The sequence below is a fragment of the Vibrio sp. KUL80 genome (assembly GCF_059725495.1).
Window position 1 is genome coordinate 1,383,623 of sequence record NZ_AP045842.1, and the last position, 25,599, is coordinate 1,409,221.

The window sequence follows — 25,599 nt, forward strand, 5'->3', positions numbered from 1 at the left end:
ATCACACAATATTGGCGCTTTCCCGTAGGCGTCGCATTTTTTGTACACCTTGTTGCAATGTCGGTATTACTCTATTTAGGTTGCTTGGCGAGTACTTCGTCAATATCTGCTGCACTATGGCGCTCAGCCAACGTTTCCCACTCTTCCCCCCAGACGCGATTTACAATACGGCCGCGCTTCACAGCTGGACGCTCAGCAATCTCTTTTGCCCAGCGGATTAGGTTAGGGTAGCTTTCGACATCTAGGAACTCAGCCGCATCGTACTGGTTATTGATCACTAGGTTTCCATACCATGGCCACGTAGCGATATCAGCGATAGAGTATTCGTCACCCGCAAGGAACTGATTTTCAGCCAATCGAGCATCAAGAAGGTGAAGTTGGCGCTTGGTTTCCATCGTAAAGCGATTGATTGGGTACTCGAACTTTTCCGGCGCATAAGCGTAAAAGTGACCGAAACCACCCCCTAGGTAGGGTGCCGAACCTTGTAGCCAGAATAGCCAGTTCATTGCTTCTACACGAGTTTCTGCTTTCTTAGGTAACAGAGCATCAAACTTTTCAGCGAGATAAAGAAGAATGTTTCCCGATTCAAAGACGCGAACAGGTTCACTACCTGAGCGGTCAAGCAATGCAGGAATCTTTGAGTTTGGGTTTACCGCAACGAAACCAGAGCCAAACTGGTCTCCATCACCGATCTTAATGGTGTAGGCGTCATATTCAGCATCAGCTTTACCAAGAGCAAGAAGCTCTTCAAGCATGATGGTAACCTTTTGACCATTTGGCGTAGCTAACGAATAGAGTTGAAGAGCATGTTCGCCAGCGGGTAGGGTTTGTTCGTGTCTTGCGCCAGAATCAGGGCGATTGATGCTGGCCCATTGACCACCACTTTCGCTATCGTGAGTCCATACTTTTGGTGGGATATATTCAGTACTCATGCTTCTTTCTCTCCATAATTGTTATAGGAAACATTCGTTTGTATCGAGAGAAAATCCTAGCGTGATTAAGGTAAGTCCGCAATAACCGTTAGGGAAGCTTAATCTATATCTTATGCTTTCTTAATCTTTTGCTAATACAAAAAAAAGCGGGCATAAAGCCCGCTAAACGTCATTAAACGTAAGGTCAAATTCCGTATTACAATCCGAAGAGGCATCTCCTCTTCAAGGGTTAATAGCATCTAGGGGTAGTTCAACCTAAGTAGACTGTGACCATCATACTCAAGCATAGGTACCGATGCTTGTATGTCATTATGCAGACCTTGACGGTTTTTCGCTATAACTGAAAAATGCAGTCATTTGCAGTGCTAAAGTCCCTCAAAGCCACAGAATACCAACCAGATCACAGGAACCGTGTAACAAAATATTATGGTTTAAATCTTTACTATGGGGCTGTTATATTTACCCAATAAATACATAAATCCTCTGTGGAGCCGACAGTTATGAATCCGCTACCCAGTGATGGATACATTTGCTATTTGGTGACGGAACACCTAAAAAAATTAGTCTCAGAAGCCTCAACGACGAAGCTTTCATTGTTCAACTTCTTTGTACTGCAGTACGTAGAGAGGTGCTCTGAACAATGTGAGTGCACGCAGTATCAAATCAGCCAAGCTCTACTGGCTGATACCTCCAAAGTCAACAAAGCGGTTCGTGAGCTAGAATCGAGTGGTTTGATCATTGCGGCAAAGACCAAAGAAAATGGTCGAGTTAAAAAGATGCTCAGTGTCACAGAGCAAGGTCGATCCTTGATTCGATTGCATAGAACGAAAACTGATGACATCGCGACACGATATGTGGCGGAAGTTAGAGATAAAGTTAGTGTGGACGAGCTATTTGATGCCCATGCTAAGACGATGGCGGCGTTTTATGATGCCTTGAAGCTGTACAAAAGCGACAAGTAAAATAAACAAAAAACCAGAGGGGCGCTAGCGCCCCTCTTTCGTTAGGTTTAAACAAGTCGCTAAGTTTAAGCAAGCGCCTCAATATCGCTGTTGGCGTCGACTTCTTGTTTAGCCTCAAACATCTCTGCGGAAACGAGTACTACACCATCGTCAGTTACCGTGTAACGTTTCTTGTCTTCCTCAAGATCGTAACCAATGACTGTACCATCAGGTATGATGCACTCTTCACCAACGATGACTTTCTTAAGCTTGCAGCTTCTACCAACAATTGAGCGCGGTAAAAGGATACTGTCTTGTACTTCAGCGAAGTCTTCTACTCGTACATCGGAAGAGACGAGACTGTGGTTGACCTGGCCGCCGGAAATAATCGCACCTGCACACAGCACTGAGTCTACTGCAAACCCTCTGCGGTTTGGATCGTTGAATAAGAACTTCACTCCAGGTCTTTGAACCTGATTGGTCATAATTGGCCAGCTAGTGTCATACAGGTCCAACTCTGGCGTCGGAGCCAACAGATCCATAGTCGCGGCGTAATACTCGTCAACATGACCAACATCGCGCCAGTAACCATTGCCACCTGGGTGACCTCGCTCGGTAAACACATAGCCTTTTAGATTGCTACGGCCAATTAGACTTGGAATGATGTTATGACCAAAATCGTGTTTGTAGTCTGGGTTTTCTAACGCCTGACGAAGCTCAGCATCCAAAACATCGACATTGAAAATGTAGATACCCATCGAGATTAACGCCTTGCTGTCATCGTTAGGCATTGGAGTAGGGTTCTTTGGTTTCTCAACGAAATTGATGATATCGCCCTGTTCGTTTAGACCCATCACACCAAACTCGGAGGCTTGCTCAATGGGTTTTTGGATGCAGGCAACTGTCACGTCAGCACCGCTCTCAACGTGGAAGTTGATCATTCGCGAGTAATCCATCTTGTAGATGTGGTCCCCGCCCAAAATCAAAATACGCTCAGTGGCGGTTTGGCGCTTGATCAAATCAAGGTTTTGGTAGATGGCATCTGCTGTACCGCGATACCAGTTTTCACCGATACGCTGTTGAGCAGGAATGATGTGTACGCCTTCTCCCAATGCAGAATAGGGAGACTGCCAGCCTGATTGAATGTGGCTGATCAGGTCTTGAGCCATGTATTGGGTCAGGACACCGACTTTGCGGATACCTGAGTTGATGCAGTTAGAGAGTGCGAAATCGATGATTTTAAACTTGCCACCAAACGATACCGCAGGTTTTGCGATCGTCGAGGTAAGCTCTTTAAGCCTAGTGCCTTTCCCTCCCGCTAGAATCATAGCGGTTGTGTTTCGTAGACGAGCGTTACTAGAAATATGGGAATACTGGTTTTCCTTCGGCATTGTATAACTCCTTATATAACAAGCACAAAAGACGTTTTCGGGGGAGTGTGAGTAACGCTACCCTTCTTTGGGGTAGCTTAATTTGTAACTAGAACACTCGATGACGTCGATAAAAAATGCCCCTCTATAAGAGCAGAACTTTCGTATGCAATCCATACCATAAAAGGTAAAGTTTTATCAAAAATACATAATTTCAACCTCTTATCACAGTTAGCTTCGCAACGTATGAAACGATGGAGAAATATGTACAGAGCCTTACGGTCATATTGATTGATTTTTACTAATATAAGCACGCTATATGTGTTTTGTTACATGATGGTGACAAATGAAACCTCAGGGATATTCGATATGATTTTTTCTCATCGCCTTCACACTCCAACCGTGAAGCTGTTTTTACTCGCCACACTGGCCTTGATTCAAGTTGCTTCGTTTAGTGCACGGGCACACGTAGAGACACCAGATAATCAGGCAACACTTTGGTTTGAAAAGTCAGATCTGCCGCTTGATGAGAAACTGCATGTCAAAGCTTTGGGCAATGGTATGAGGGTGATTGTTATTGCTAACGATAAGCCTAAAAAGGCCGTGTCGATTCGTATGCGTATTGCGGCGGGTTCCTTGCAAGAAGCGGGGCAAGAAGAGCCGGGTTTAGCGCACTTTCTCGAGCATATGGCATTCAACGGTTCGACGAATGTGCCCGAGGGGGAAATGGTTCAAATCCTTGAAAGACATGGCTTGTCTTTTGGTAAAGACACCAATGCCGAAACCAACTTCAAGCAAACAGTGTACATGCTAGATCTACCGAAAAATGATGTTGAAACGTTAAAAACATCGCTATTTATCATGAGAGAAACCGCGTCGGAACTGACGCTTGATGAAGGGGCTATTGAGCGAGAACTGCCAGTTATCTCTTCGGAGGTTCGTGAGAGGACGACACTCGATCTTAACATGCTCTACGACTGGTCTAGCTTTGTTCTACGAGACGGTAATATCATAGAGCGGATCCCTCTAGGAACACTTGATGGGATGAAAATGGTGGATAAGGAGCGATTGACAGACTTTTATCGCCATTTCTATACGCCAAATAACACGACGCTAATCATCTCAGGTGATGTCAACGTTCAACAAACCTTTGCTATGGTTGAAAAGCAGTTTGGAGATTGGCATGCAAAAGGCAAACAACCACAGGCGTACAGCAAACAAGTTACCTTACCAAATCATCCTGAGGCGCGGGTATTCTTGGATCCTAACGCAATAACCACGGTGGAATTGAACTTTCTCGAGCCAATAAATCGCGAACCAGACTCAAAGTCAAAACGCTCCCAAGAACTCACTTTGTATGTTGCTAATCAAGCACTTCAGTATCGACTTGAAACCCAGTCCTACTCCAGTGAAGGCAAGTTACTGTCACCTTATGTCGGCTCTTACAATCAGTTTGACGTGATTGCCATTAATCAATTGAGCATGACAACCCCTCAGGGTTTGTGGCGAGAAGGACTTCAGGTGTTAGACCAAGGTCTTCGTCAAGCGGTTCAGTATGGGTTTACCGAGCAAGAGATAAAGCGACAGCTCGACAAATACCATAATCTGCTCAAATTAGACGCTGAAGCGGAAGACGATACTTACAGTGCGGATTATGCGTCTAAGCTTGTTAGCGACGTCAACAATAGTATGGTCACGACCAGTCGGGCATTTGATTTGTCTCTGTTCGAGCAAGATGTGATGTCACAAGATATTGAGGTATTTAATCGTGCTTTTCAGCAGCACTGGTAAGGAAAAGCACCGCGAATTTACGTAACCGAACGACCTTCTGCTGGACAGGCGAAATCTGCAACGAGTCAGGATGTCCTCGAAACTTATCAAATAGCGAGCGCTAAACAAGTGTCTCCTTACATTCCTCAGAAACAAGCTGAGTTTGCATATCAGAGCTTTGGCAAAGAAGGGACGGCTGAAAAGCTGGAAACAACGAATTTTGGCGGCGTGACTCGTTATAGGTTTGAAAACGGCGTCTACCTTAACGTAAAACCAACCGACTATGAGTCAAATGCGGTTTACATCAGTGTTCGTGCCGGTAAAGGCAAGCTCGGCCTCACCCCGCAGGAGGGCGCATTCGCGACGCTTTTCGATGCTGGATTTGTGGCTGGTGGATTAGAGGCTCACGATATCAATGACCTGAGATCGATATTTTCGGGTCGACAGATTAACGCCAACATTTATTTGACAGACGATGCGATAGAGAGTCAATATCGTGTGCCACCTCAAGATGTGCTTGACCAGTTGAGAGTGACGGCAGCGTTTCTCACCCACCCCGGCTTTAGAGCAAGTGGTCATGCTTTTGCGATTGAGCACCTAAAGTCAATTTATGATTCGTACCCAACGACACCAGAGAGAGTTCTAGGCTTCAATAGCGGTGAGCTAATGTATCAGGGTGACCCCCGTTGGGTTTATCCAAGTATTGAGTCAGTTGAAGCACTTCCCTTGACGGTGTTGAAACCTTTTGTCGAGCGTTCAATTAACAAGGGGCCTGTGGAAGTTTCGCTGATGGGGAACATCAGTGAGCAGCAGGCTGTCGATTACGTAGCTCAAACTTTTGGAGCATTAGATATAAAGGCACAAGCCTTTATAGACAGGCCTGTGACGGAGATTAAGTTGCAACCGAATAAGGCGTACACTTTTTACCATCGCGGAGAGCCGAATACCGCTCTGGCATCGGGCTATTTTACTTTACCTGACGGTTCCAATTATAGAGATGTCGTTGGTTTTGCGATCTTAAGATCAATCCTGCAAATTCGAGTCAACGATGCGATTAGAGAGTCGACGGGTAAAGCTTACTCTCCTTGGGTGGATTCTTCTCAGTCACTTCTCTACAAAGACTATGGTTATCTCAACTTAAACAGTAATACCACGATTGAAAATGTAGATGTTGTGCTCAATATCTACAAACAGCTGGTTAAAGATCTTCAAGAGAAGGGAGTGACTCAGGATGAGCTGGTCCGTGCGGTCACACCCATGACTGACCGCGTAGAGCAAAGTTATGAGAGCAATGGCTTTTGGTTTGGTCTTATGGCACAAGCATCAAGCTATCCAGAGAACCTAGCCAATGAAGCAAATTTTGAAGCCTATGCTCGTCATGTGAGCGTGGAAGATATTCAAAAACTAGCGAATCGGATTGATGTCTCAGCAATGATTGAAGTGAGAGTACTTCCAACAACAAAGTAATAAAAAATCTAATGCAAGTGTTGACAGGTAATTTTCGGAAGCATATATTATTTACATGAACTGCCTATTGGAGTTATTGAGCGATTAGCTTTGCCTTACTAGGGAAGCAATAACCGCTCGTTATTTGAAGCCGTTTGGCGAGACTAAATGAGCTTCAACCCTGTTAACACTTGGAACATATGTCTAAATGCGGCACCTGAGCGCGCGGAGAGTATGTGTCCAGTCTCGATGTTATCGCATGCTTGTGATCACGTTGAGAACTATTGCTTATTATGAGGATAGTATTATGCGTAATGTAGACTTTTCACCCCTATACCGTCATGCCATTGGTTTCGATCGTCTGTTTAACCTAGCGGAAAACAGTGCGAAGAAGCCGTCATCTAATGGATACCCTCCATACAACATCGAGCAGAAAGACGAGCACAATTATCGCATCACGATGGCTGTTGCTGGCTTCGCTGAAGATGCATTAACCCTGACTCAAAACGAGAACATGCTGATTGTGTCTGGTGAGGTTAAACCTTCGGAACATAAGCCAAACTACGTCTATCAAGGCATCGCCGAGCGCAATTTCGAGCGCAAATTCCAGCTTGCAGATTATGTCACAGTGAAAGCAGCAAGTATGGAAAATGGTTTACTACACGTCGATTTAGTCCGTGAAGTGCCAGAAGCAATGCAGCCACGTAAGATTTCGATCAGCAAATAATAAGTCTGTTGAGAGGCACAGTCGTTAGAGTCGAAAACTGGCAAACCATTTAATTTGCTAGTGATAATCCTCAACGAGATAACAGTGCCTGATTGAATGTGCAATCAACGTAAACTGCGCGCCTAAGCTGCTCCTTTGGTGCGCAGAAGTAAACTATAGAATTAAGACTTTGCATTAGAATAAATAATGCGAAGCGGAGAGGTAATATTATGGGAAAAATTATTGGTATTGACTTAGGTACAACAAACTCATGCGTCGCGGTTCTAGATGGCGACAAACCGCGTGTGATTGAGAACGCAGAAGGTGAACGTACCACGGCATCCGTTATTGCTTACACCGATGGTGAGACTTTGGTCGGTCAACCGGCGAAACGCCAGGCAGTGACTAATCCAGAGAATACACTGTTCGCTATCAAGCGTTTGATCGGCCGTCGCTTTGAAGACGAAGAAGTTCAACGTGATATCGAAATCATGCCTTACAACATCGTCAAGGCAGACAACGGTGACGCTTGGGTAGAGGCCAAAGGCCAAAAAATGGCCGCGCCACAGGTTTCGGCTGAAGTACTGAAGAAAATGAAGAAAACAGCGGAAGATTTCCTTGGTGAAGAAGTTACCGGTGCAGTCATTACGGTGCCAGCTTACTTCAACGACGCACAGCGACAAGCCACAAAAGACGCAGGTCGCATCGCGGGTTTAGAAGTTAAGCGAATCATTAACGAACCAACGGCTGCGGCCCTTGCTTACGGTTTAGACAAAAAAGGCGGCGACCGCACCATTGCTGTTTACGACTTAGGTGGTGGTACTTTCGATATCTCTATTATCGAGATAGATGAAGTCGAAGGCGAACAGACCTTTGAGGTATTAGCAACCAATGGTGATACACACCTAGGTGGTGAAGACTTCGATAACCGCTTGATTAATTACTTAGTGGAAGAGTTCAAAAAAGAGCAAGGCATCGACCTTAAGAAGGATGCTCTAGCGATGCAGCGTGTTAAAGAGGCGGCAGAGAAAGCGAAGATTGAACTCTCTTCTACTTCTCAAACCGATGTTAACTTGCCGTACGTGACAGCCGATGCAACGGGACCTAAGCACCTAAACGTGAAAGTGACCAGAGCTAAACTCGAATCCTTGGTTGAAGATCTTGTACTTCGTTCGATTGAACCGCTTAAGACCGCGCTTAACGATGCTGAACTGTCAGCAAGTGATATCACAGACGTCATTCTTGTCGGTGGTCAAACGCGTATGCCAATGGTCCAAGCGAAAGTAGCAGAGTTCTTTGGTAAAGAAGCACGCCGTGATGTCAACCCAGATGAAGCTGTCGCTATGGGGGCTGCGGTTCAAGGGGGCGTTCTCGCGGGTGACGTGAAAGATGTCCTTCTGCTTGATGTAACCCCGCTATCACTGGGTATTGAAACCATGGGTGGCGTGATGACTAAGCTTGTCGAGAAGAACACCACGATTCCAACTAAAGCGAATCAGGTATTCTCTACTGCAGAGGACAACCAGAGCGCAGTAACGATTCATGTTGTACAAGGTGAGCGTAAGCAAGCGATGTACAACAAGTCACTCGGTCAGTTCAACCTTGAAGGTATTCAACCAGCACCACGCGGAATGCCACAGATTGAAGTGACATTCGATATTGATGCGAACGGTATCCTCAACGTATCTGCGAAAGATAAGTCTACTGGTAAAGAGCAAAAGATCACGATCCAAGCATCAGGCGGTTTGAGTGATGCTGACATCGAAAAAATGGTTCAAGAAGCAGAAGCAAACAAGGAAGCGGATAAAAAGTTTGAAGAGTTAGCGACAGCTAGGAATCAAGCGGATCAGATGATTCACTCCACGCGCAAGCAGGTGGAGGAAGCAGGTGATGAGCTCCCAGCAGACGTGAAAAATGAGATCGAAACGGCCATATCTGAGCTAGAAGATGCACGCAAGGGCGAGGATAAGGTTGCGATTGATGACAAGATTCAGGCTCTGGTAACCGCAGCGCAGAAGCTAATGGAGATTGCTCAGCAAAAAGCGCAAGCCCAAAGCAACAACGCTCAATCTAAATCAGGCGCTGATGACGATGTCGTCGAAGCAGATTTTGAAGAAGTGAAATAACGCCTCTGGTAAGCCGTGAAAACGGTGTAATAAACAGTTGAGTTATGTTCATAAATACATAAACTTATCGGTATTCAGGGCGTAAGAGGGAAACTCATACGCCCTTTTTTCCGTTTGAGTAAGAGATTGAGTGAGGTTTTAGCATGTCAAAAAGAGATTATTACAGCGTGCTAGGTGTCTCCAAGGGAGCCTCAGAAAAGGATATTAAGAAAGCCTACAAAAAGTTGGCGATGAAATATCACCCAGACAAAAACCCAGGTGACACCGCAGCAGAAGCAAACTTTAAGGAAGTTAAAGAGGCCTACGAGGTACTCACTGATACTGAAAAAAGACGTCAGTATGATCAGTTTGGCCATGCTGCATTTGAAGGTGGCGGTTTTGGCGGCCACGGCGGCCATGGTGGCGGTGGATTCGAGGATATCTTTGGCGACGCATTCCGCCAGCGTGGTGGTGGCTTTGGTGGCGGCGGCTTCGGTGGTGGTTTTGGAGGTTTTGAGGATATCTTCTCCCAAGCGCGTGGTGGTCATGGCCGAGCAAGAGCTCAGAAAGGCAGAGATCAAGAGTTTACTCTAACGGTCGACTTTGTTGATGCGATTCAAGGCGCTGAAAAAGTGGTTGAACTGCCGATTAACGGCGAGAGCAAAAAGATCAATGTGAAGATCCCTGCAGGGATTAAAGATGGCGAGAAAATTCGCTTCTCGGGCAAAGGCGGTGCGGGCATTAATGGTGGTCCAGCGGGCGACCTTCTCCTGTCTATTGCGACGCGCAGTCATGCTTTTTTAGAGCGTGATGGTAACGATCTAATCTGCAACACCAAAGTAGATATGGTGACAGCTGCGCTGGGCGGCGAGGCTGAAGTGAATGTGCTCGATAGCCGCTTTAAGCTAAAGATTCCAGCGGGCACACAATCTGGTCGAAAATTTAAAATGACTGGGAAGGGTGTGACAGACCGTAAGGGGCAAACGGGTGATTTGCTTGTTAAGATTCAAGTGGAAACTCCGACTAACCTGACTGACAGACAAAGAGACTTGCTTGAGCAGTTCAAATTGACGATTGGCTAGACACGCCAGCATTACATACTATCAGCAGCCACCTAGTGTGGCTGCTTGTCGTTTTAATCAAGTATCGCTGGTGCACTAGTGAAGTTAGGTAATGTGTACATTTTTGCTGATGAACTATTCTTACTTTTACCCGTAAGAACAATCTCACTAAAAGGAGGCAGAAATGAGCATGGTTTTCAAAGCATTGATACTCGGTTTATTGTTTGGTTTATTCGCCAAAGAAGCCCTCGCAAGCAATTGTCCCTCCTTGTTGGATTCTACCCAACGCAAACTCAACTCTAACGATTCCGTAAGTCTGTGCGACGCCTATCAGGGAAAAGTGTTACTTGTCGTCAATACTGCTAGCCAATGTGGATTCACTGGTCAGTTTAAGGAGCTTGAAGCGCTTCACAACGAGTTTAAAGACCAAGGCTTCAGTGTGGTTGGCTTTCCTTCAAACGATTTTAATCAAGACAGGGGAAGCGAAGAAAACACGGCAAAAGTGTGTTACCTAGATTACGGCGTCACCTTTCCTATGATGGCGCGTAGCTCAATCAAGGGAGACAATGCTAACCCAGTTTTTGCTGAGATGGCAAAGCAGAGTGGCGTGACGCCGAAGTGGAATTTTTATAAGTATCTTGTCGGCCGTGACGGTAACGTCGTCGGTGTTTTCTCGACAGGAACCTCGCCAACAGACGCTAAGATTACGTCAATGATCAAAGGTCAGTTATAAGCCAAGGCGACTCGATTGACCCCAGTTCTGGCGTTAGCTAAAGTATTGCTATCACTTCATATTTTAACTTCCAGCCATGAATATCGAACACCTTAAACTGTTTGTCCGGCTTGCTGCCACCAACAACATCAGTCTTGCAGGGCAGGAGTTGGGGCTTTCTCCTGCTGTGTCGAGTGCTCATATTAGTAAGCTTGAGCAGGCGCTCGGCGTGCGTTTAGTACATCGAACGACGAGAAAGGTGTCGTTGACCGAAGAGGGCGTAGCTTTCCTTCCTCATGCTGAAGAAGTGCTTTCGACGGTGGAAACCGCAAGGGCCTCAGTCGGCGTGGGCAGTACAACGCCTTCTGGTACCTTGAGAGTGACGGCGCCAGCGTCCTTTGGGCGTTTGCATATTGTTCCTGCTTTGAAGGGCTTCTTGACACAATATCCCGAGCTAACTATCGATTTTCGCTTTAGCGACAATATTGTCGATTTGGTTGAGGGAGGCTTCGATGTGGCGATACGCGATGCCGAGCTCAAAGATTCAACCTTGATCGCTCGAAAACTGGCGACAGATAGGCGCATCGTATGCGCTTCACCTGAGTATTTATCAAAGTTTGGAGTGCCAGAGACTCCCTGCGAGCTATCAAATCACCAATGTGTGCAATTAGTGGGTTTAGAGAGCTGGACCTTTGTGACTTCTCAGGGGAAAGAGACAATTAAAACCAAAGGTGTGTTGCGAACAGACAATGGTGACGCCATGAGAGATGCTTGTATCGATGGATTAGGTCTTGCTATCAACTCGACATGGAGTGTGTATAAACAGCTTAAAGAGGGCACATTAGTCCAGGTACTAGAGGATTACCCCTTGGACTCAGATGTAGCGATTTGGGTGGTTTATCCAAGCTCACGATTACTTGCACCTAAGGTAAGAGCATTTATCGATTACTTCACTGAGTTTTACGGCAGCCCGCCGTATTGGGAATGGTAGAACGATTTGGGAATGGTAAAAAAGCAAAGGCAACTCGTTTGAGTTGCCTTTCTCGTTAATAACTGTGCCAAATATTAGTGATCTAGATATAAGTAGTTTTGCCAACTCTTCATTCTAATCAAAACTTTGCGCATGATTGATACGTGCGTGAAGCTATCTGAGTAGACGGCAATTTCGGCATTGGAACCCGTAGGCAGTACGTATTCACTCATGTCATCCTCAATAACCAGCTTCACCATAGCTCTACCAGAGGTATTGAAGGTTTGCGTAGTACGCAGTGTGCCGCTAGCACTGATTTGCCCTTCTGGAATCGTCGGCAACACTTCAACGACTTTTCCTTTGAATACTTTACCAGGCAGTGCTCGGAACAAGAATTCCGCTTCGAAACCTGACTTGAGGCGCTGTAGTGAGTTTTGTCTAAATGCACCGACATAAAAGTCTTGCTCGGTGTGGACAAAGGTCATCAGTGGTGCGAGTGGAAGAGGCACTGCCATCATACCGGGTCTTAACGCAAGCTGGGTAACGTAGCCATCTGTTGGTGCAACTACAACCGTTTCTCTTAGATTAAACTCGGCCTGAATCAGCTGTGCTTTTAGCTGAGCGACCATCGTATTCTCGCCAAATATCTCTGACTCGAAAGCGAGTCGAGAACTCTCTTCTTGCGCTTGTGCTGCCTCTAAAGCGGCTTGATTTGCCTTAAAGGTTTGTAAGCGAGTGTCGACTTGTTGCTCGGTAAAAGCGCCTTTTTTAAAGCCTTGTTGGTAACGATTATACTCACGTTCCGCCTTATCACGCTCAGCTTGCGCCTTGATGGTTTGAGACTGAGCTGCTTTATAAGCACTTTCTAATTCTAGAACATCCTGCTCTGCATCAGCGAGTGCAGCTTTTGCACGAATGACTTCTGCTTCAAACGGAATAGGATCAATTTTGAATAGGACATCACCTTTGCGCAGCTGTTGGTTTGCCTCTACATCAACCGAAACTACTTTGCCTCGAACGCTCGATACGATAGGGGTGGTAGTGTAGAACTGCCCGCCTATTTGGCTAAATGGATGATTGTAATTCATCAGCAGGATTAGCGTGCCGACAAGTACCACGCCACCAAGTACAGCAGTTGGAACGGTCCATTTATTCAGAGGGATCTTAAAGATCTTAAAAATGGCTATACAAAGCGCGGCGTAGGTTAAAACAAGTAATAAATCCATGGCTTACTTCTCCTCGGCCTGAGGCTGTGATTGAGTTTGTGCGGCGGCTTTTTCTTGTGCTTGCTTGCCTTTGAGGTAGCCCACCTCTTGCTCGAGTGAGCTAACTTGATCAATCAGTTTTTCTAGGCGGTGGTGAAGGTCGTGTTGTTCTTCTTCGAGCTTATGAAAGCCCCAACCTCTTTCATTGCGCCATAACGTGGCCCAAATCCACAGAAACGGCCAGATGGCATGGAGCGTAAATAAGCTTACCCAACCTGCGACATGTATGGCATCCTGATGAGGGTGGTCGCGCTCTTTAGCGATCTCATAGGGAATATCGTGGATAACGATAATTCCATAAAACAGTACCAGGGCAACAAACACGAGTAGCCCTAAAGCAAAATAGTCCAGAAACATAATGCATCCTTGCTCAACAACATTTACAAAAAGCGCAACGAATCGACGCTGGTTAAGTATTTGTTATAATTATGTATTGTGCAATAGCAATCTGATAAATATTCGAGGTTTTAGTGACATTTCTTGGGGAGTTCGCCGCGATAGGTGCAGCGGTCGTATGGGCCGTCGCGACATGGATCTACAGTCAGTTCAGCCATCAGTTTTCTGCAATCCAGCTCAATATCATCAAAGGTGTATTAGCGTCGACCATGATGCTGTTAGTGATGCCCTTTATACCGATGCCAACAGTAGAGTTGAAATCAAGTTACGTTTTGATTCTCGGTATATCTGGCGTGATCGGGATTGCCATCGGGGACAGTGCCTACTTTGCGTCTCTAAAACGCATCGGCGCAGGGAAAACATTGCTACTGGAATCCCTTGCACCGCCACTGTCTGGTGTCCTGGCATTGATGTTTTTAGGAACAGCTCTAGGTTTTCAAAGTTGGTTAGGTGTCGTTATAACAACCGTCGCGGTGACCGCGGTTGTGTTCCAGCCAAATGGTAATGGAAACGAAAAGACCAGTCTTTCTGGGATCGGGTTTGGGTTGGTGGCGAGCGTTTGCCAAGCGACGGGGGTGGTTATCTCTCACTTTGCGCTAGTCCAAGGGGACTTGCCACCGCTTCTTGGGGCCTTTATACGTCTGACTATTGGTGTGGCCGTTGTTGCTTGTCTTGTTCCACTGCTCGAGAAAAAGCCCTACCGCTCTATGGTTCAGCAAGGGCGCACTATGAAAGCGGTGAGTTGGTATTGGCTAATCGCCGCTATCTTTGTTGGAACTTTCCTTGCGTTGTGGCTGCAACAAATTGCGCTTAAGCATGCGAATCCGGCAGTAGCGCAGACCCTTATTGCAACCAGTCCATTGTTCATTTTGATTATCTACGCAGTGCGAGGAGAGCAAATTTCTCGTCGTAGTGTTGTCGGTACTTTGTGTGCGCTACTGGGAATTTCTTTGTTCTTTTTGTAAAGCGACAAACTAGCTAATCAAGTAGACAGCGAAGCGTCATCGGAGCGTCGGTGACGCCAAGTCTCTGAGCGGCCGTCAATCCTTGCTTATCTTGATAACATAAGTTGTGCCAAGCTCGGAAGATATCCAGAAGGGGATGTATTCCGGCGGGTCTTAGCTTTCTTCTGGGCTCATTAACGAAGCTCTCAAATAATAGTTGGAATCTATCTTGATAGAAACTGACTTGCTTGGTGTTCGCGGTTTGTAACCAGTATGAGACATTGGGGTTGTTGCCAGCAAGGTAGCAAACGCCTTTGCTTGCTCCTGTGCTCTGATGAGTGACTGCCCAGCGATCTCTCCACCACCCCATTAACACTACATCCACAAGCTCGGAAGTTTCACCATCTTGCCATTGGTCGTCTTGTTCTACATACATGAGTTCGACATGGTTACTTTGAATCTGTTTTAAGAAAACGCTAAGTGCGGCAGAACGAAGTACAGGATCTTGGGGCATGTAGAGAGTAATACGTTTATTGCCGTCTGAGTTTTCCTCGAACAGAGATTCGAGAATCAGCAAATAGTGTGCATAGGAAGTATAAGGTGCGCGAATGAGCGACCCCACTGCAGGGTAGGAAAAACGTGCGTAATTCCCCAAAGGGTCCTCAACATTGCTTCTTGCCAGAATGTTTTGATAGGTGAGGTCAATGCGCGCCTTTAAATCGGACGCTGATGCTGAAATCTCATGGTTGGTTTCTGCGCTATAGCTTTTCGGAACAATCTGAGCATTTACAGCGTATGCGTCATGATCTTCTAACGCGTCTGTGGCATCACTTGCAGAATAGTTCGTGTGCTGGCAAAGCACATACCCCGATTTAGCATCACAGGTAGCAAACCAAAAAACACCATTGTTACTTTGTGGTTGCAGTGCACGGTAATGCGATGCGAGTTCAAAAGTATCGGCATGTTTTATCCAGCGACCATCAATATCCGCGAGTTTACGTCGGCAACGACTCGCGATTTGATCGATATGATCGTAGAAAGTCTTCGGATTAATACCTAACTTACGACAAATCTCACGAACGGAATATCCGGTGAAAAGCAGCCCTAAAAGCGACTCTTGAAAGCTCAGTTTCTTGTTACTTCCAGACCATTTATCAACAAAGGTACCCTGACAAGCTTTGCAGCGGTAGCGTTGACGATCACCACTAAAACCAAACGAGTGGTAACGATCTTTGTGGGTATGAACAGAGAGCCCAAAATGTTCGCATTGAGGATCTTTGCATGAAGGGAGTCCTTCATGATGATGAAGTTTCAACCGCTTAAGCTCATTGAGAACTTCTCGGTTGTTAAGTAGGGGGGGAAACGCGCCACACTCGCGGCATACCATCGCTGGCCGTTTAGGGTTACTGTGCTGCAGGATATAGAGGTTTGCATCACTTAGTCCAAAATTGTCACACGCCAATGTTTTACAAAAATTGAGCTGTAACCCTTCTGCGGCCATCGGCAGTCTGCCTTCTGACACGTTCACCCCCTATGGTTTGTTTCGTACCGCGGATTCAACGCAGTGATTATCTCGCAGTACGCTTAATCGTTATCCAGTTAGAAAAAAGCCAGCTCATTTCAGGCTAAGAGCTGGCTTTTTGTGATTACAGGTTAATCGCTGTTTCTAGCGCGACGACCATCATATCGTTGAATGATTTTTGACGATCTTCAGAGCTTAGTTTTTCACCACGAATGATGTGGTCAGAAACAGTAAGTACGGTCAGTGCTTTTGCACCTAGGTCAGCAGCAACGCCGTAGATGCCTGCGGCTTCCATATCAACACCAAGAATACCTAGATGCTTCATTTTGTCGAAGATATCAGCTTCTGGAGTGTAGAACAGGTCTGCAGAGAAAATGTTGCCCACTTTTACTGGTACTTCTTGAAGGCGAGCTTGCTTAACCGCTTCTTCTAGTAAGCCAAAGTCTGCGATGGCTGCGAAATCGTGATCGTTGAAGCGAATGCGGTTCACTTTAGAATCAGTAGATGCACCCATACCGATTACAACGTCCATTAGGTTTACATCGTCACGCACAGCGCCACAACTACCCACGCGAATAACGTTTTTTACACCGTAGTCTTTAATCAACTCATGAACGTAAATGCAGCATGACGGGATACCCATACCGTGACCCATAACGGACACGCGTTGACCTTTATAAGTACCGGTGTAACCGAACATGTTACGAACATCGCACACTTTCTCAACGTCTTCTAGGAAGGTTTCAGCGATGTATTGAGCACGAAGTGGGTCGCCTGGCATTAGGACAGTTTCTGCGAAATCACCTGGTTTTGCATTGATATGTGGGGTTGCCATGGAGTCACTCCTAAAGTTTTAACTAATATTGTTGAACGTGTCGTTCGTTGTTGTGGGTGATTCTAGCGCTTGGTGTAAGGGTTCTATGAGAGTTTAGTCACAGTTTTATCTGTAAGGAGAAGATAATGACATGATGATAACTAAATGTGTTGAAAGCGGTAGAGCAATCGATTTTTCTGCAACTAACAGCGATGTCGAGTTATTTCTTATCTCGATGTGAACCAATCGCTCCCCCTCTCCATATAATTGTACAAAACAATTTTTTGTATCACATTCCAAAGTAGTCTAATACTTATACATAGATATTTTTTGTACAACGTTAGCAAGAGCGATAAGAATAGGGAGATGGCAATGGGTGACAAAATTAAAGTGGGTATCAGTTCCTGTCTTCTAGGTGAAAAGGTTCGATTTGATTCAGGTCATAAGCAAAGCACGTACGTAAACAAAGAACTTCGTGACTATTTTGACTTCGTATCCGTGTGCCCGGAGGTGGGAATGGGACTGTCTGTTCCACGTCCTACGATTCGATTAATGAGTGACGAAGAGCGCATTATTCTAGTTGAAACAAAAGACGCTTCGAAAGACTACACCGATGGCATGATGCAATTCACCCGAGGTAAGGTCGATGAACTCAAAGACACCGAGATGTGCGGCTACATCGTGTGCGCGAAATCGCCAAGCTGCGGTATGGAGCGTGTGAAGGTCTATTCAAATGGTCACGCATCAACCGATGGCGTGGGCTTGTATACAAAACACTTGATGGAGACTATGCCTTGGCTGCCAGTTGAAGAAGACGGCAGGCTCAATGACCCTATATTGAAAGAAAACTTTATATCGCGCGTATACGGCCTGAATGACTTCTACAAATCAATGGAGGGGGAGCCAACTGCGGGTAAAATCGTCGCGTTTCACTCACGATACAAGCTGACACTTATGGCGCATGACCCTGCCTCGTACAAGGAGTTAGGTAGATTGGTGGCCAATCAAGCCGATTATAGCCCTGAAGAATTTTATCAAGCTTACCGCCTCGGACTGATGGAGGGGCTGAAGAATCGTGCAAGCCGCAAAAACGTTACCAACGTCCTTATGCACATTCAAGGGTACTTCAAACGCTCGCTCACCAAAGCTGAAAAAGCAGAGCTTGCGACGGTAATAGACGACTATCGCACGGGCATACTTCCTGTTCTTGCGCCACTCACGCTCTTGAAACACTATCTCAATGCGTATCCAGATGAATACTTGGCGCAGCAGCAGTTTTTGCAACCACACCCAGAGGAGATGCGTCTAAGGTATGGCTTGTAATGAAACTTTATATGCGATCCGTGAAGTCGCCGATTTAACGGGCGTAAAGCCCGTCACCTTGCGAGCGTGGCAGCGCCGATACAACTTGATTCAGCCCCAGCGCACTGACAAGGGACATAGGCTCTACACTCCAGGGGATGTTGAGCGTATCAATACTATACAAGGTTGGCTCAGCAAGGGTGTTTCTATAGGCAAGGTCAAGTCGTTACTCGACTCTGACACAATCTTTCAAGCGAATATTGAGACTGAGCAGCTAGAAGAAGTGTCTGAGATGCTAGATGCGCTCAGCCACTTGAATGGAAGCAAGGTAGACAAGATTTTGACTGTCGTACTGAAAGAGTACCCTCTCGAAATAGTAGAAAGCAAATTCGTGGTTCCAGTACTTAACGCTGCAGAGTTTTTGAAAGTAGGTCCTAAAGCGATACAGTTGTCTTTGTTCAGAACTTCTCTTGTTCAGAAGCTCGCAGTGATGTCGGCTCTAGATTCTACACGCAAGAAGAGCGAGTCCGTCCTGTTTGTCAGTATGGACGTAGCAGGGAACCCTTTTGCATGGCTCAATTACGCCAAGCTTGCAGAACAGGGTGTCAGTGTAACGTTTCTAGATGGCGTTGAAGATCTATCGGTACTTCAGACCGAGCCCTCTAGCTTTGTTTCGGTTCAGTTGTTCGCAGAAAAATCCTTATCTGAAAAACAGCTTGAGTCGATACGCATTCAAAGAGAAAAGGGAGAAGTACTATGGAAACTGTCTCCTGTAATAGAGCATCTATTAGAAGATAAAGAGAGTATTGAAACATGAGATTGGTGTTGTTTAACCGTGACCTAAGGGCGATTGATAACACTGCCCTCATTGAAGCGATAGATGGAACCACGCCTGTTATTGGCTGTTATATTGTTACCCCCAAACAATGGGAGCTACATGATCAGTCTCCAATGCAAGCAGATCTCATCTACCGAAGACTCGGTGAATTAGAATCCGAGCTCAGCGATATCAATATCCCACTTATTTACGGGCGCAGTGATAACTTCAGCTCTGGGAATGATTGGTTGATAAGCTACTGTCTCAAACTAGGCATTACCGATATATATTTGAACAGCGATTACGAGTTTAATGAAGTTCAGCGTGCAACCTCTTTATCCCAGGCAGCATCGACTCATAATATTTCAGTCCACACCTTTTCAGACAAATGTATGCTGGCGCCTGGAACAGTACTGAATAAGCAGGGTGGCTACTTCAAAGTCTTTACGCCTTTTCGAAAAGCTTGGCAGAACCAATTCTCTCACGCCGAGGTAAGAAAACCGAAGGTATCCGCCGAGGTGTCATTGCCTCAAGAAGGGGGTGCCTCATTAGATGACGTGTTTGATTACCCGCGCCAAGACAGCAGCCAATGGTTGGTATCGACTAAGGACATATTGGCACGATTAAGGCAGTTTTCTGATGAATCGGCTCGATACTACAATACCGAGCGTGACATTCCCTCGATAGACGGTACAAGTCAACTCAGTCCCTATTTAGCTATCGGGGCGTTATCTGTCAGACAGTGTATCGCGCGGCTCTATTATGATGCGGGCAACGAACCGCTATCCGAAGGTGCTCAAGTGTGGTTGAGCGAACTCATTTGGCGTGAGTTTTACCAACACCTAACCCATTTTGAACCTAAGTTAAGCAAACATCATGGATACTTGGATTGGGAAAGGGCATTGAGGTGGCCGGGGGAGGATTCGTGGTTTGAGCGTTGGTGCGAAGGAAAGACGGGATACCCTATCGTTGATGCCGCCATGCAGCAACTGAACCAAACTGGTTGGATGCACAATAGGTTAAGAATGATTGTGGCGAGTTTTTTGACCAAAGACCTCAACATCGACTGGCGTCGCGGAGAAAGATATTTTATGAGCAAGCTTGTCGATGGCGACTTTGCGGCTAACAACGGCGGGTGGCAGTGGTGCGCATCAACAGGGTGCGATGGTCAGCCTTATTTTCGAATCTTCAACCCGATTACTCAGGGTGAGCGGTTTGACTCCCAAGGCGAGTTCATTCGCACATGGCTCCCCGAGTTACGTGATGTTCCTAACAAATTTATCCACAAGCCATGGACTTGGCCAGAGTTTGCTTCTTTAGCCTATCCAGAGCCAATAGTTGATCATAAGACGCAAAGAGAGATAACCTTAGCACTATACAAAGAAGCGAAGGACCAATTTTGATGTTACGTAAGACCTTGTTAGCAGCATGCTTAGGACTCTCTCAATGGGTGAGTGCCGCGACATTTGAGCTTCCTACTGATGGAAGTAATATGGTAGGCACACTCCAGTACCATAGTGTTGAAGCAGGCGAAACAATGTCAGACATTGCCAAGCAATATGATGTTGGTTTTTTGTCGCTGATGGCAGCCAACAAAGGTGTTGACCCATTCTTACCAAAAGAAGGGTATGTCTTGACCATCCCGAGCCAAGCAATTCTGCCAGAGGTTGAGTACAAGGGAATCGTTATTAACCTTGCAGAGCTTCGTTTGTATTACTTTGAGCCAGAGAAAAACCTAGTACACATTTTCCCAGTGGGCATCGGTCGTATTGGACAAGATACGCCAGAGATGACTACCAAAATAAGTCAGTTAAGGGAAAATCCGACTTGGACGCCGCCAGCGTCTATTCGCAAGGATTACTTAGCAAAAGGGGTTGAACTGCCCGATGTTGTCCCTGCTGGGCCTGATAACCCTCTAGGCGACTACGCCATGCGATTGGCTTATGGTACGGGCTCTTATCTTATCCATGGAACGAACAAAGACTTTGGTATCGGTCTGAGGGTGAGTGCGGGTTGTATTCGAATGGACCCTAAAGATATTGACTGGCTGTTCCATCAAGCAAACGTCGGAATGCAAGTGCGCATTATTGATGAACCGATTAAAGTAGCTCTAGAACCTGATCGAAGTGTATTTATCGAGGCACACGAACCGCTTACGCGCAGCGATGGCAGTAAGAAAGACATGACGATCCCTCAAGAGCTGACCTGGTGGTTGGAAGAGTATGGCATCCGTGATCAAATCGCACGTGCCGCTGTGCTCGCTCAAAATGGGGTGCCAGTAGAAGTAGTTCCAGCGATGGATGACCTTGAATAGAGCGTTTTAACAGATATAAAAAAACGCCCACGTTATCGTGGGCGTTTTTCGTAGTGTCTAATTAATGCTTACTTAGTGTAAGACTGAGCGATGTTGTCGATACGCTCGTTAGCACGCGCAGCTTCTTCTTGAGCAGCCATCGCGTTTTTGTTGCTCATTTGTACTTCACTCTTAAGTGCTTGAACGTCTGCACTTAGTTGGCTTACTTGGTTGCTTAGGTCATCCATTTTTGCCGTAGTCGCCTCATCTGGACCAGATGCACAACCTGCTAGTAGTAGAACTGACGATGCTGCAGCTGCAATTAAAACTTTCTTCATTATATGCTCCTTCAGGATTAGTATTTAAAACAGCCCTGCAACTTGATTGTTAGCAATAAGGCTATTTTTGAGTTTAGTGCCTAATTTTAAGAACGCAAATTATTTAAAAGTCAGAAAAACCAAAAAATTACGCGATTTTGAGGTTAAACTTCCTTTGTCTTAATTATGAGATTAACACTGGCGAGATTAATGTGATCTGAATCACATTGAATTCATGTTGCCGTGATAAGTCTCTGTATAGGCTGATTTTATTTCATTTTGATGAAAAAACAACCGAATTGTGTTCAGAGTTATCCTACATAGGCGGTATATACGTTAGTTAGATACTATATTTATCGGCTGGTGGCATGAGGAATTATCGGGTATCATGCGCGCTCATTTTTAGCCTGCAACCGTCTGAGGAGAACTTGCATTGCAATTTAAAGAACTTGGCCTAGATAACCGACTATTGAAGAACTTAAGTCACTATGACTTTAAAAAAGCGACCGATATCCAGAAGCAGGCTATTCCAGTAGCCATCGCTGGTAAGGATTTGCTGGCGTCTTCAAAAACGGGTTCAGGCAAGACTTTGGCATTTGTATTGCCGATGCTGCATAAATCTCTTAAGAACAAAGCATTTTCCGCAAAGGATCCACGTGGTGTGATTTTGGCACCAACGCGTGAACTAGCGAAGCAGGTATATGGTGAGCTTAAATCCATGTTGGGTGGCTTGTCTTACGAGGCAACACTTATCTTAGGTGGTGAGAACTTCAACGATCAAGTTAAAGCACTGCGCCGTTTTCCAAAGTTCATTGTTGCGACGCCGGGACGCCTAGCTGACCACTTAGAGCACCGTTCACTGTTTTTAGACGGTTTGGAAACATTGGTTCTTGATGAAGCTGACCGTATGTTGGATTTGGGTTTTGCTCCAGAGCTTCGCCGTATCCACAACGCAGCGAAACACCGCCGCCGTCAAACGCTGATGTTTTCAGCGACGCTTGATCACGCTGAAGTGAATGATATCGCAGCAGAGATGCTGGATGCGCCAAAGCGTATCTCGATTGGCGTATCAAATGAAGAACACAAAGACATCACGCAGAAGTTCTACCTATGTGATCATCTAGATCATAAAGAAGCTTTACTAGAGCGTATTCTAGAAGAAGCTGAGTACAAGCAGGTAATCATCTTTACCGCTACTCGTGTTGATACTGATCGTTTGACTAAATGGCTCAATGAAAAGCAGCTTAAGGCTATCGCGTTAAGCGGTAATCTAAACCAGACTCAACGAAACACCATCATGAGTCAGTTCGAGCGTCATGTGTTTAAGATCCTAGTGACGACCGATGTTGCCTCTCGTGGTCTGGATATCGCGACTGTCACGCACGTGATTAACTTTGATATGCCAAAACATACTGAAGAATACGTTCACCGTGTTGGTCGTACAGGACGTGCTGGCAACAAAGGTGATGCGATTTCATTAGTTGGCCCTAAAGACTGGGATAGCTTTAAACGCGTTGAGGCGTTCCTTCAACAAGATATTAGTTTCTCTGAACTAGAAGGCCTGAAAGGCAAGTTCAAAGGATTCCGTCCTAAGAAGCCGGCTTTCAAGAAGAAAGCGCAAGCAGCTAAAGGCAAAGCTCAGCAGAAGAAAGCGACGCCTAAGAAGCCAGCCAAGCGCGACAAAACGTTTTTCAACAATGTTGCCGTGGGGGATTCGGTATTCATTCCGAAGAAAAAACCTAAGCCAACAGACAGTGAATAACTAAAAAGGGCCTCATCGAGGCCCTTTTTGCATCTTTAAAGAGGCGAAAAACTCATCAAACGAGCTCGTTTATGACAGTCATAATCGTACGATTTTTCACTGTCTTATTTGAGTTTAGACTCAAATAAGCCTAGTAAACCTCTGAATTATAGTGATCTTCTCCCATTACCCCTCATTTTTAAAATTCTCATTTGTCATAGACCTTTCAAGTAACTGAAACACAACTGTCATATTTCCCTACTAATCTTGTCAGCGTTCAAACGAAACAAGGCAATCAAGCCATTAAAGGAAATTGTGATGAAAAAGACAGTTATCGGTGCAATCGCTCTACTAGGCGCACTAGCAGTGACTCCAGCTTCAGCTAAAGAAACTATCTCTGCGGTAGGTTCTAGCAGTGTAACTCCACTGATGGAAGTTTTCTCTGAAACATACATGAAATCGAACTCAAACGTATTCATTGAAGTACAGGGACCAGGTTCTTCAGCGGGTGTTCGTGCAGCGAAAGACGGCAGCGCAGACATGGGTATGTCTTCTCGTGCTCTTAAGCCAGAAGAAAAAGAAGCAACTCTAGTTGAAGAAGTTGTTGCTCGCGACGGTATCGCGGTTGTTGTTAACCCAGCAAACGAACTTAAAGGCTTAACTTCTGAACAAGTTACAGCTATCTACAAAGGTGAAGTCAACAACTGGAAAGAAGTTGGTGGTGCTGACAAGCCTATCGTAGCTATCACTCGTGATACTGCATCTGGTACTCGTGGCGCATTCGAAGACATCATGAGTCTTAAGCAAAAAATCTCTGGTAAAAGCGTTACAGCTATCTCTCAGCGCGCTCAAGTTGCTAACGGTAACGGTGCACTAAAAACTATGGTTGCTAGCAACCCATACGCTATTGGTTACATCTCTCTAGGTACAGTAGATGAATCTGTACACGCTCTAGAAATCGATGGTACTCCAGCAACAGTAGACAATGTTAAGAACGACTCTTACAAAGTAGCTCGTCCTTTCCTAGTGCTTTACACAGAAGGTAAGCCATCTGCTGAAGGTCAGAAGTTCCTAGACTGGATGCTTACTGACGAGGCTCAAGCAATCGTTGAGAGCAAAGGTTACATCTCGATTAACTAATCTCAACCAGTAAATATTGAATTTGTTGCTCAGCCCACCCTTTCGGGCTGAGCCTTTTGTATGTCTAACTCGATTATTCGACGTGTAGAAACTTATTATGACCATCGCAACAAATAGTGAGAAGCTTATGAGTAACGAAGCGACTCAGTCTGTAACTCGCAGCCTTAAAACGCAAAAACGAGTTGATTGGAAAGAACGTATTTTCCATGGACTTTTCTTAACAAGTGCAATTATCGGCATCGTTTCGCTTGCAGTAATTGCTTACTTTATCTTTAAAGAAAGTATCCCGGCATTTAGAGAAGCTGGTGTTACTGGTATCGTTCTGGGTACTAACTGGATCCCACCGGCATTGTACGGTGTTGCCACCATGATTGTTGCCTCTGTCGTATCGACACTTGGCGCGGTAGTGGTTGGTGTTCCAATCGGCGTTATGACCGCTATCTTTATCGCAGAAATCGCACCTAAACGTCTTGCTGACATTATTCGTCCAGCAGTTGAGCTACTTGCAGGTATTCCATCAGTAGTTTACGGCTTCTTTGGTCTGGTTATTATCGTTCCGCTGATCCAGCAGGTTTTCAATGTACCAGCGGGTAACACGATTCTTGCCGGTATTATTGTTCTGGGTGTGATGATTCTACCAACCGTTATCACGGTATCTGAGACTTCGATTCGTGCGGTACCACGTACTTATAAAGAAGGCTCTCTTGCACTAGGCGCATCTAAAATCTACACCATCTTTAAGCTACTCGTTCCCGCTGCTCGTTCGGGCATCATGACAGGTGTGATTCTAGGTATCGGCCGTGCACTGGGTGAAACCATGGCAATCATCATGGTGATGGGTAACGCCCCGGCGATGCCAGGAAGTATCCTAGACTCAGCACGTACACTAACGGCTAACATCGCGATTGAAATGTCTTATGCGAGTGGTGTTCACGCTAACGCACTGTATGCGACAGGTGTGGTACTTCTAGTGTTTATCATGATGCTAAATGCAGTACTACTCTACTTGAACCGTGAGAAAGCGAAGTAATTATT

Annotated in this window: 23 protein-coding genes; 16 read left to right on the top strand and 7 right to left on the bottom strand. The window is 45.7% G+C overall.

Features of this window, described 5'->3' with window-relative positions; translation table 11 throughout:
• Nucleotides 1–71: 71 nt before the first annotated feature.
• Entirely contained in the window at nt 72–932 is an 861-nt protein-coding gene (yghU, locus tag AC6I8U_RS22685) for a glutathione-dependent disulfide-bond oxidoreductase (RefSeq protein WP_498018625.1), read from the bottom strand.
• A gap of 500 nt (nt 933–1,432) precedes the next feature.
• Here yghU and AC6I8U_RS22690 point away from each other — a divergent pair, with 500 nt between their 5' ends.
• A complete protein-coding gene (locus AC6I8U_RS22690) occupies nt 1,433–1,894 on the top strand; it encodes a winged helix DNA-binding protein (RefSeq protein WP_234497263.1) in 462 nt (153 codons plus the stop codon).
• Between the two features lie 65 nt (nt 1,895–1,959).
• On the opposite strand, the gene glgC is transcribed toward AC6I8U_RS22690, so the two are convergent.
• Nucleotides 1,960–3,264: a glucose-1-phosphate adenylyltransferase gene (gene glgC / locus AC6I8U_RS22695; RefSeq protein WP_498018626.1), complete on the bottom strand. Its 1,305-nt coding sequence runs from the start codon at nt 3,262–3,264 to the stop codon at nt 1,960–1,962.
• A 348-nt stretch (nt 3,265–3,612) separates the two neighbouring features.
• On the opposite strand from glgC, the gene AC6I8U_RS22700 reads away from it, so the two are divergent.
• The 7 genes from AC6I8U_RS22700 (at nt 3,613) to AC6I8U_RS22730 (ending at nt 12,034) form a co-directional block, all read left to right on the top strand.
• The gene (locus AC6I8U_RS22700; RefSeq protein ID WP_498018627.1) at nt 3,613–5,034 is read left to right on the top strand and encodes a M16 family metallopeptidase; all 1,422 of its coding nucleotides are present in this window, start codon (nt 3,613–3,615) and stop codon (nt 5,032–5,034) included.
• Between the two features lie 108 nt (nt 5,035–5,142).
• The gene (locus AC6I8U_RS22705) at nt 5,143–6,480 is read left to right on the top strand and encodes a M16 family metallopeptidase (protein WP_498018628.1); all 1,338 of its coding nucleotides are present in this window, start codon (nt 5,143–5,145) and stop codon (nt 6,478–6,480) included.
• Nucleotides 6,481–6,766: 286 nt separating this feature from the next.
• Complete coding sequence (locus AC6I8U_RS22710) at nt 6,767–7,186, top strand: Hsp20 family protein (RefSeq protein WP_498018629.1); 420 nt, start codon at nt 6,767–6,769, stop codon at nt 7,184–7,186.
• Between the two features lie 209 nt (nt 7,187–7,395).
• On the top strand, nt 7,396–9,291 hold the full coding sequence (gene dnaK, locus AC6I8U_RS22715) for a molecular chaperone DnaK (RefSeq protein ID WP_252016507.1): 1,896 nt from the start codon (nt 7,396–7,398) through the stop codon (nt 9,289–9,291).
• A 143-nt stretch (nt 9,292–9,434) separates the two neighbouring features.
• Nucleotides 9,435–10,352 (top strand): DnaJ C-terminal domain-containing protein, encoded by a 918-nt coding sequence (locus AC6I8U_RS22720; RefSeq protein ID WP_498018630.1) that lies wholly within the window; start codon nt 9,435–9,437, stop codon nt 10,350–10,352.
• A 163-nt stretch (nt 10,353–10,515) separates the two neighbouring features.
• A complete protein-coding gene (locus AC6I8U_RS22725; protein ID WP_128649026.1) occupies nt 10,516–11,064 on the top strand; it encodes a glutathione peroxidase in 549 nt (182 codons plus the stop codon).
• 76 nt (nt 11,065–11,140) lie between these two features.
• A complete protein-coding gene (locus AC6I8U_RS22730; protein WP_498018631.1) occupies nt 11,141–12,034 on the top strand; it encodes a LysR family transcriptional regulator in 894 nt (297 codons plus the stop codon).
• A 74-nt stretch (nt 12,035–12,108) separates the two neighbouring features.
• Here AC6I8U_RS22730 and AC6I8U_RS22735 read toward each other — a convergent pair whose 3' ends face one another.
• Nucleotides 12,109–13,239, bottom strand: coding sequence for an HlyD family secretion protein (locus AC6I8U_RS22735; RefSeq protein ID WP_498018632.1), 1,131 nt, complete (start codon nt 13,237–13,239; stop codon nt 12,109–12,111).
• A 3-nt stretch (nt 13,240–13,242) separates the two neighbouring features.
• Nucleotides 13,243–13,635 (bottom strand): DUF3302 domain-containing protein, encoded by a 393-nt coding sequence (locus AC6I8U_RS22740; RefSeq protein ID WP_234497255.1) that lies wholly within the window; start codon nt 13,633–13,635, stop codon nt 13,243–13,245.
• A gap of 113 nt (nt 13,636–13,748) precedes the next feature.
• Between AC6I8U_RS22740 and AC6I8U_RS22745 the strand changes: the two genes are divergently transcribed.
• Nucleotides 13,749–14,639, top strand: coding sequence for a DMT family transporter (locus AC6I8U_RS22745; protein ID WP_498018633.1), 891 nt, complete (start codon nt 13,749–13,751; stop codon nt 14,637–14,639).
• Between the two features lie 13 nt (nt 14,640–14,652).
• Here the strand turns inward: AC6I8U_RS22745 and AC6I8U_RS22750 are convergent, their stop codons facing one another.
• Both AC6I8U_RS22750 and deoD read right to left on the bottom strand, forming a co-directional pair.
• Complete coding sequence (locus tag AC6I8U_RS22750; protein ID WP_498018634.1) at nt 14,653–16,140, bottom strand: transposase; 1,488 nt, start codon at nt 16,138–16,140, stop codon at nt 14,653–14,655.
• A gap of 124 nt (nt 16,141–16,264) precedes the next feature.
• The gene (gene deoD, locus AC6I8U_RS22755; protein ID WP_128649023.1) at nt 16,265–16,975 is read right to left on the bottom strand and encodes a purine-nucleoside phosphorylase; all 711 of its coding nucleotides are present in this window, start codon (nt 16,973–16,975) and stop codon (nt 16,265–16,267) included.
• A 351-nt stretch (nt 16,976–17,326) separates the two neighbouring features.
• Between deoD and AC6I8U_RS22760 the strand changes: the two genes are divergently transcribed.
• Genes AC6I8U_RS22760 through AC6I8U_RS22775 form a run of 4 tightly spaced genes read left to right on the top strand, consistent with a single transcriptional unit; the run spans nt 17,327 to nt 21,387 of the window.
• Nucleotides 17,327–18,277, top strand: a complete 951-nt coding sequence (locus AC6I8U_RS22760) for a YbgA family protein (protein ID WP_042471785.1) — start codon at nt 17,327–17,329, stop codon at nt 18,275–18,277.
• A complete protein-coding gene (locus tag AC6I8U_RS22765) occupies nt 18,267–19,073 on the top strand; it encodes a MerR family transcriptional regulator (RefSeq protein ID WP_498018635.1) in 807 nt (268 codons plus the stop codon). Before AC6I8U_RS22760 ends, AC6I8U_RS22765 begins: the two co-directional genes overlap by 11 nt.
• Complete coding sequence (gene phrB, locus AC6I8U_RS22770; RefSeq protein ID WP_498018636.1) at nt 19,070–20,476, top strand: deoxyribodipyrimidine photo-lyase; 1,407 nt, start codon at nt 19,070–19,072, stop codon at nt 20,474–20,476. The genes AC6I8U_RS22765 and phrB overlap by 4 nt, the downstream gene beginning before the upstream one ends.
• Complete coding sequence (locus tag AC6I8U_RS22775) at nt 20,476–21,387, top strand: L,D-transpeptidase family protein (protein WP_498018637.1); 912 nt, start codon at nt 20,476–20,478, stop codon at nt 21,385–21,387. The genes phrB and AC6I8U_RS22775 overlap by 1 nt, the downstream gene beginning before the upstream one ends.
• Nucleotides 21,388–21,455: 68 nt before the next feature.
• Here the strand turns inward: AC6I8U_RS22775 and AC6I8U_RS22780 are convergent, their stop codons facing one another.
• Nucleotides 21,456–21,704, bottom strand: coding sequence for an Lpp/OprI family alanine-zipper lipoprotein (locus AC6I8U_RS22780; RefSeq protein WP_498018638.1), 249 nt, complete (start codon nt 21,702–21,704; stop codon nt 21,456–21,458).
• A gap of 412 nt (nt 21,705–22,116) precedes the next feature.
• Here AC6I8U_RS22780 and AC6I8U_RS22785 point away from each other — a divergent pair, with 412 nt between their 5' ends.
• From AC6I8U_RS22785 to pstC, 3 genes are all read left to right on the top strand, one after another.
• A complete protein-coding gene (locus AC6I8U_RS22785; protein ID WP_042470871.1) occupies nt 22,117–23,445 on the top strand; it encodes a DEAD/DEAH box helicase in 1,329 nt (442 codons plus the stop codon).
• A gap of 297 nt (nt 23,446–23,742) precedes the next feature.
• Nucleotides 23,743–24,564, top strand: a complete 822-nt coding sequence (locus tag AC6I8U_RS22790) for a phosphate ABC transporter substrate-binding protein (RefSeq protein ID WP_498018639.1) — start codon at nt 23,743–23,745, stop codon at nt 24,562–24,564.
• Nucleotides 24,565–24,661: 97 nt separating this feature from the next.
• Nucleotides 24,662–25,594 carry a phosphate ABC transporter permease subunit PstC gene (pstC, locus tag AC6I8U_RS22795; protein WP_498018640.1) on the top strand — a complete coding sequence of 311 codons (933 nt, stop codon included), beginning with the start codon at nt 24,662–24,664 and terminating at the stop codon, nt 25,592–25,594.
• Nucleotides 25,595–25,599: the final 5 nt, after the last annotated feature.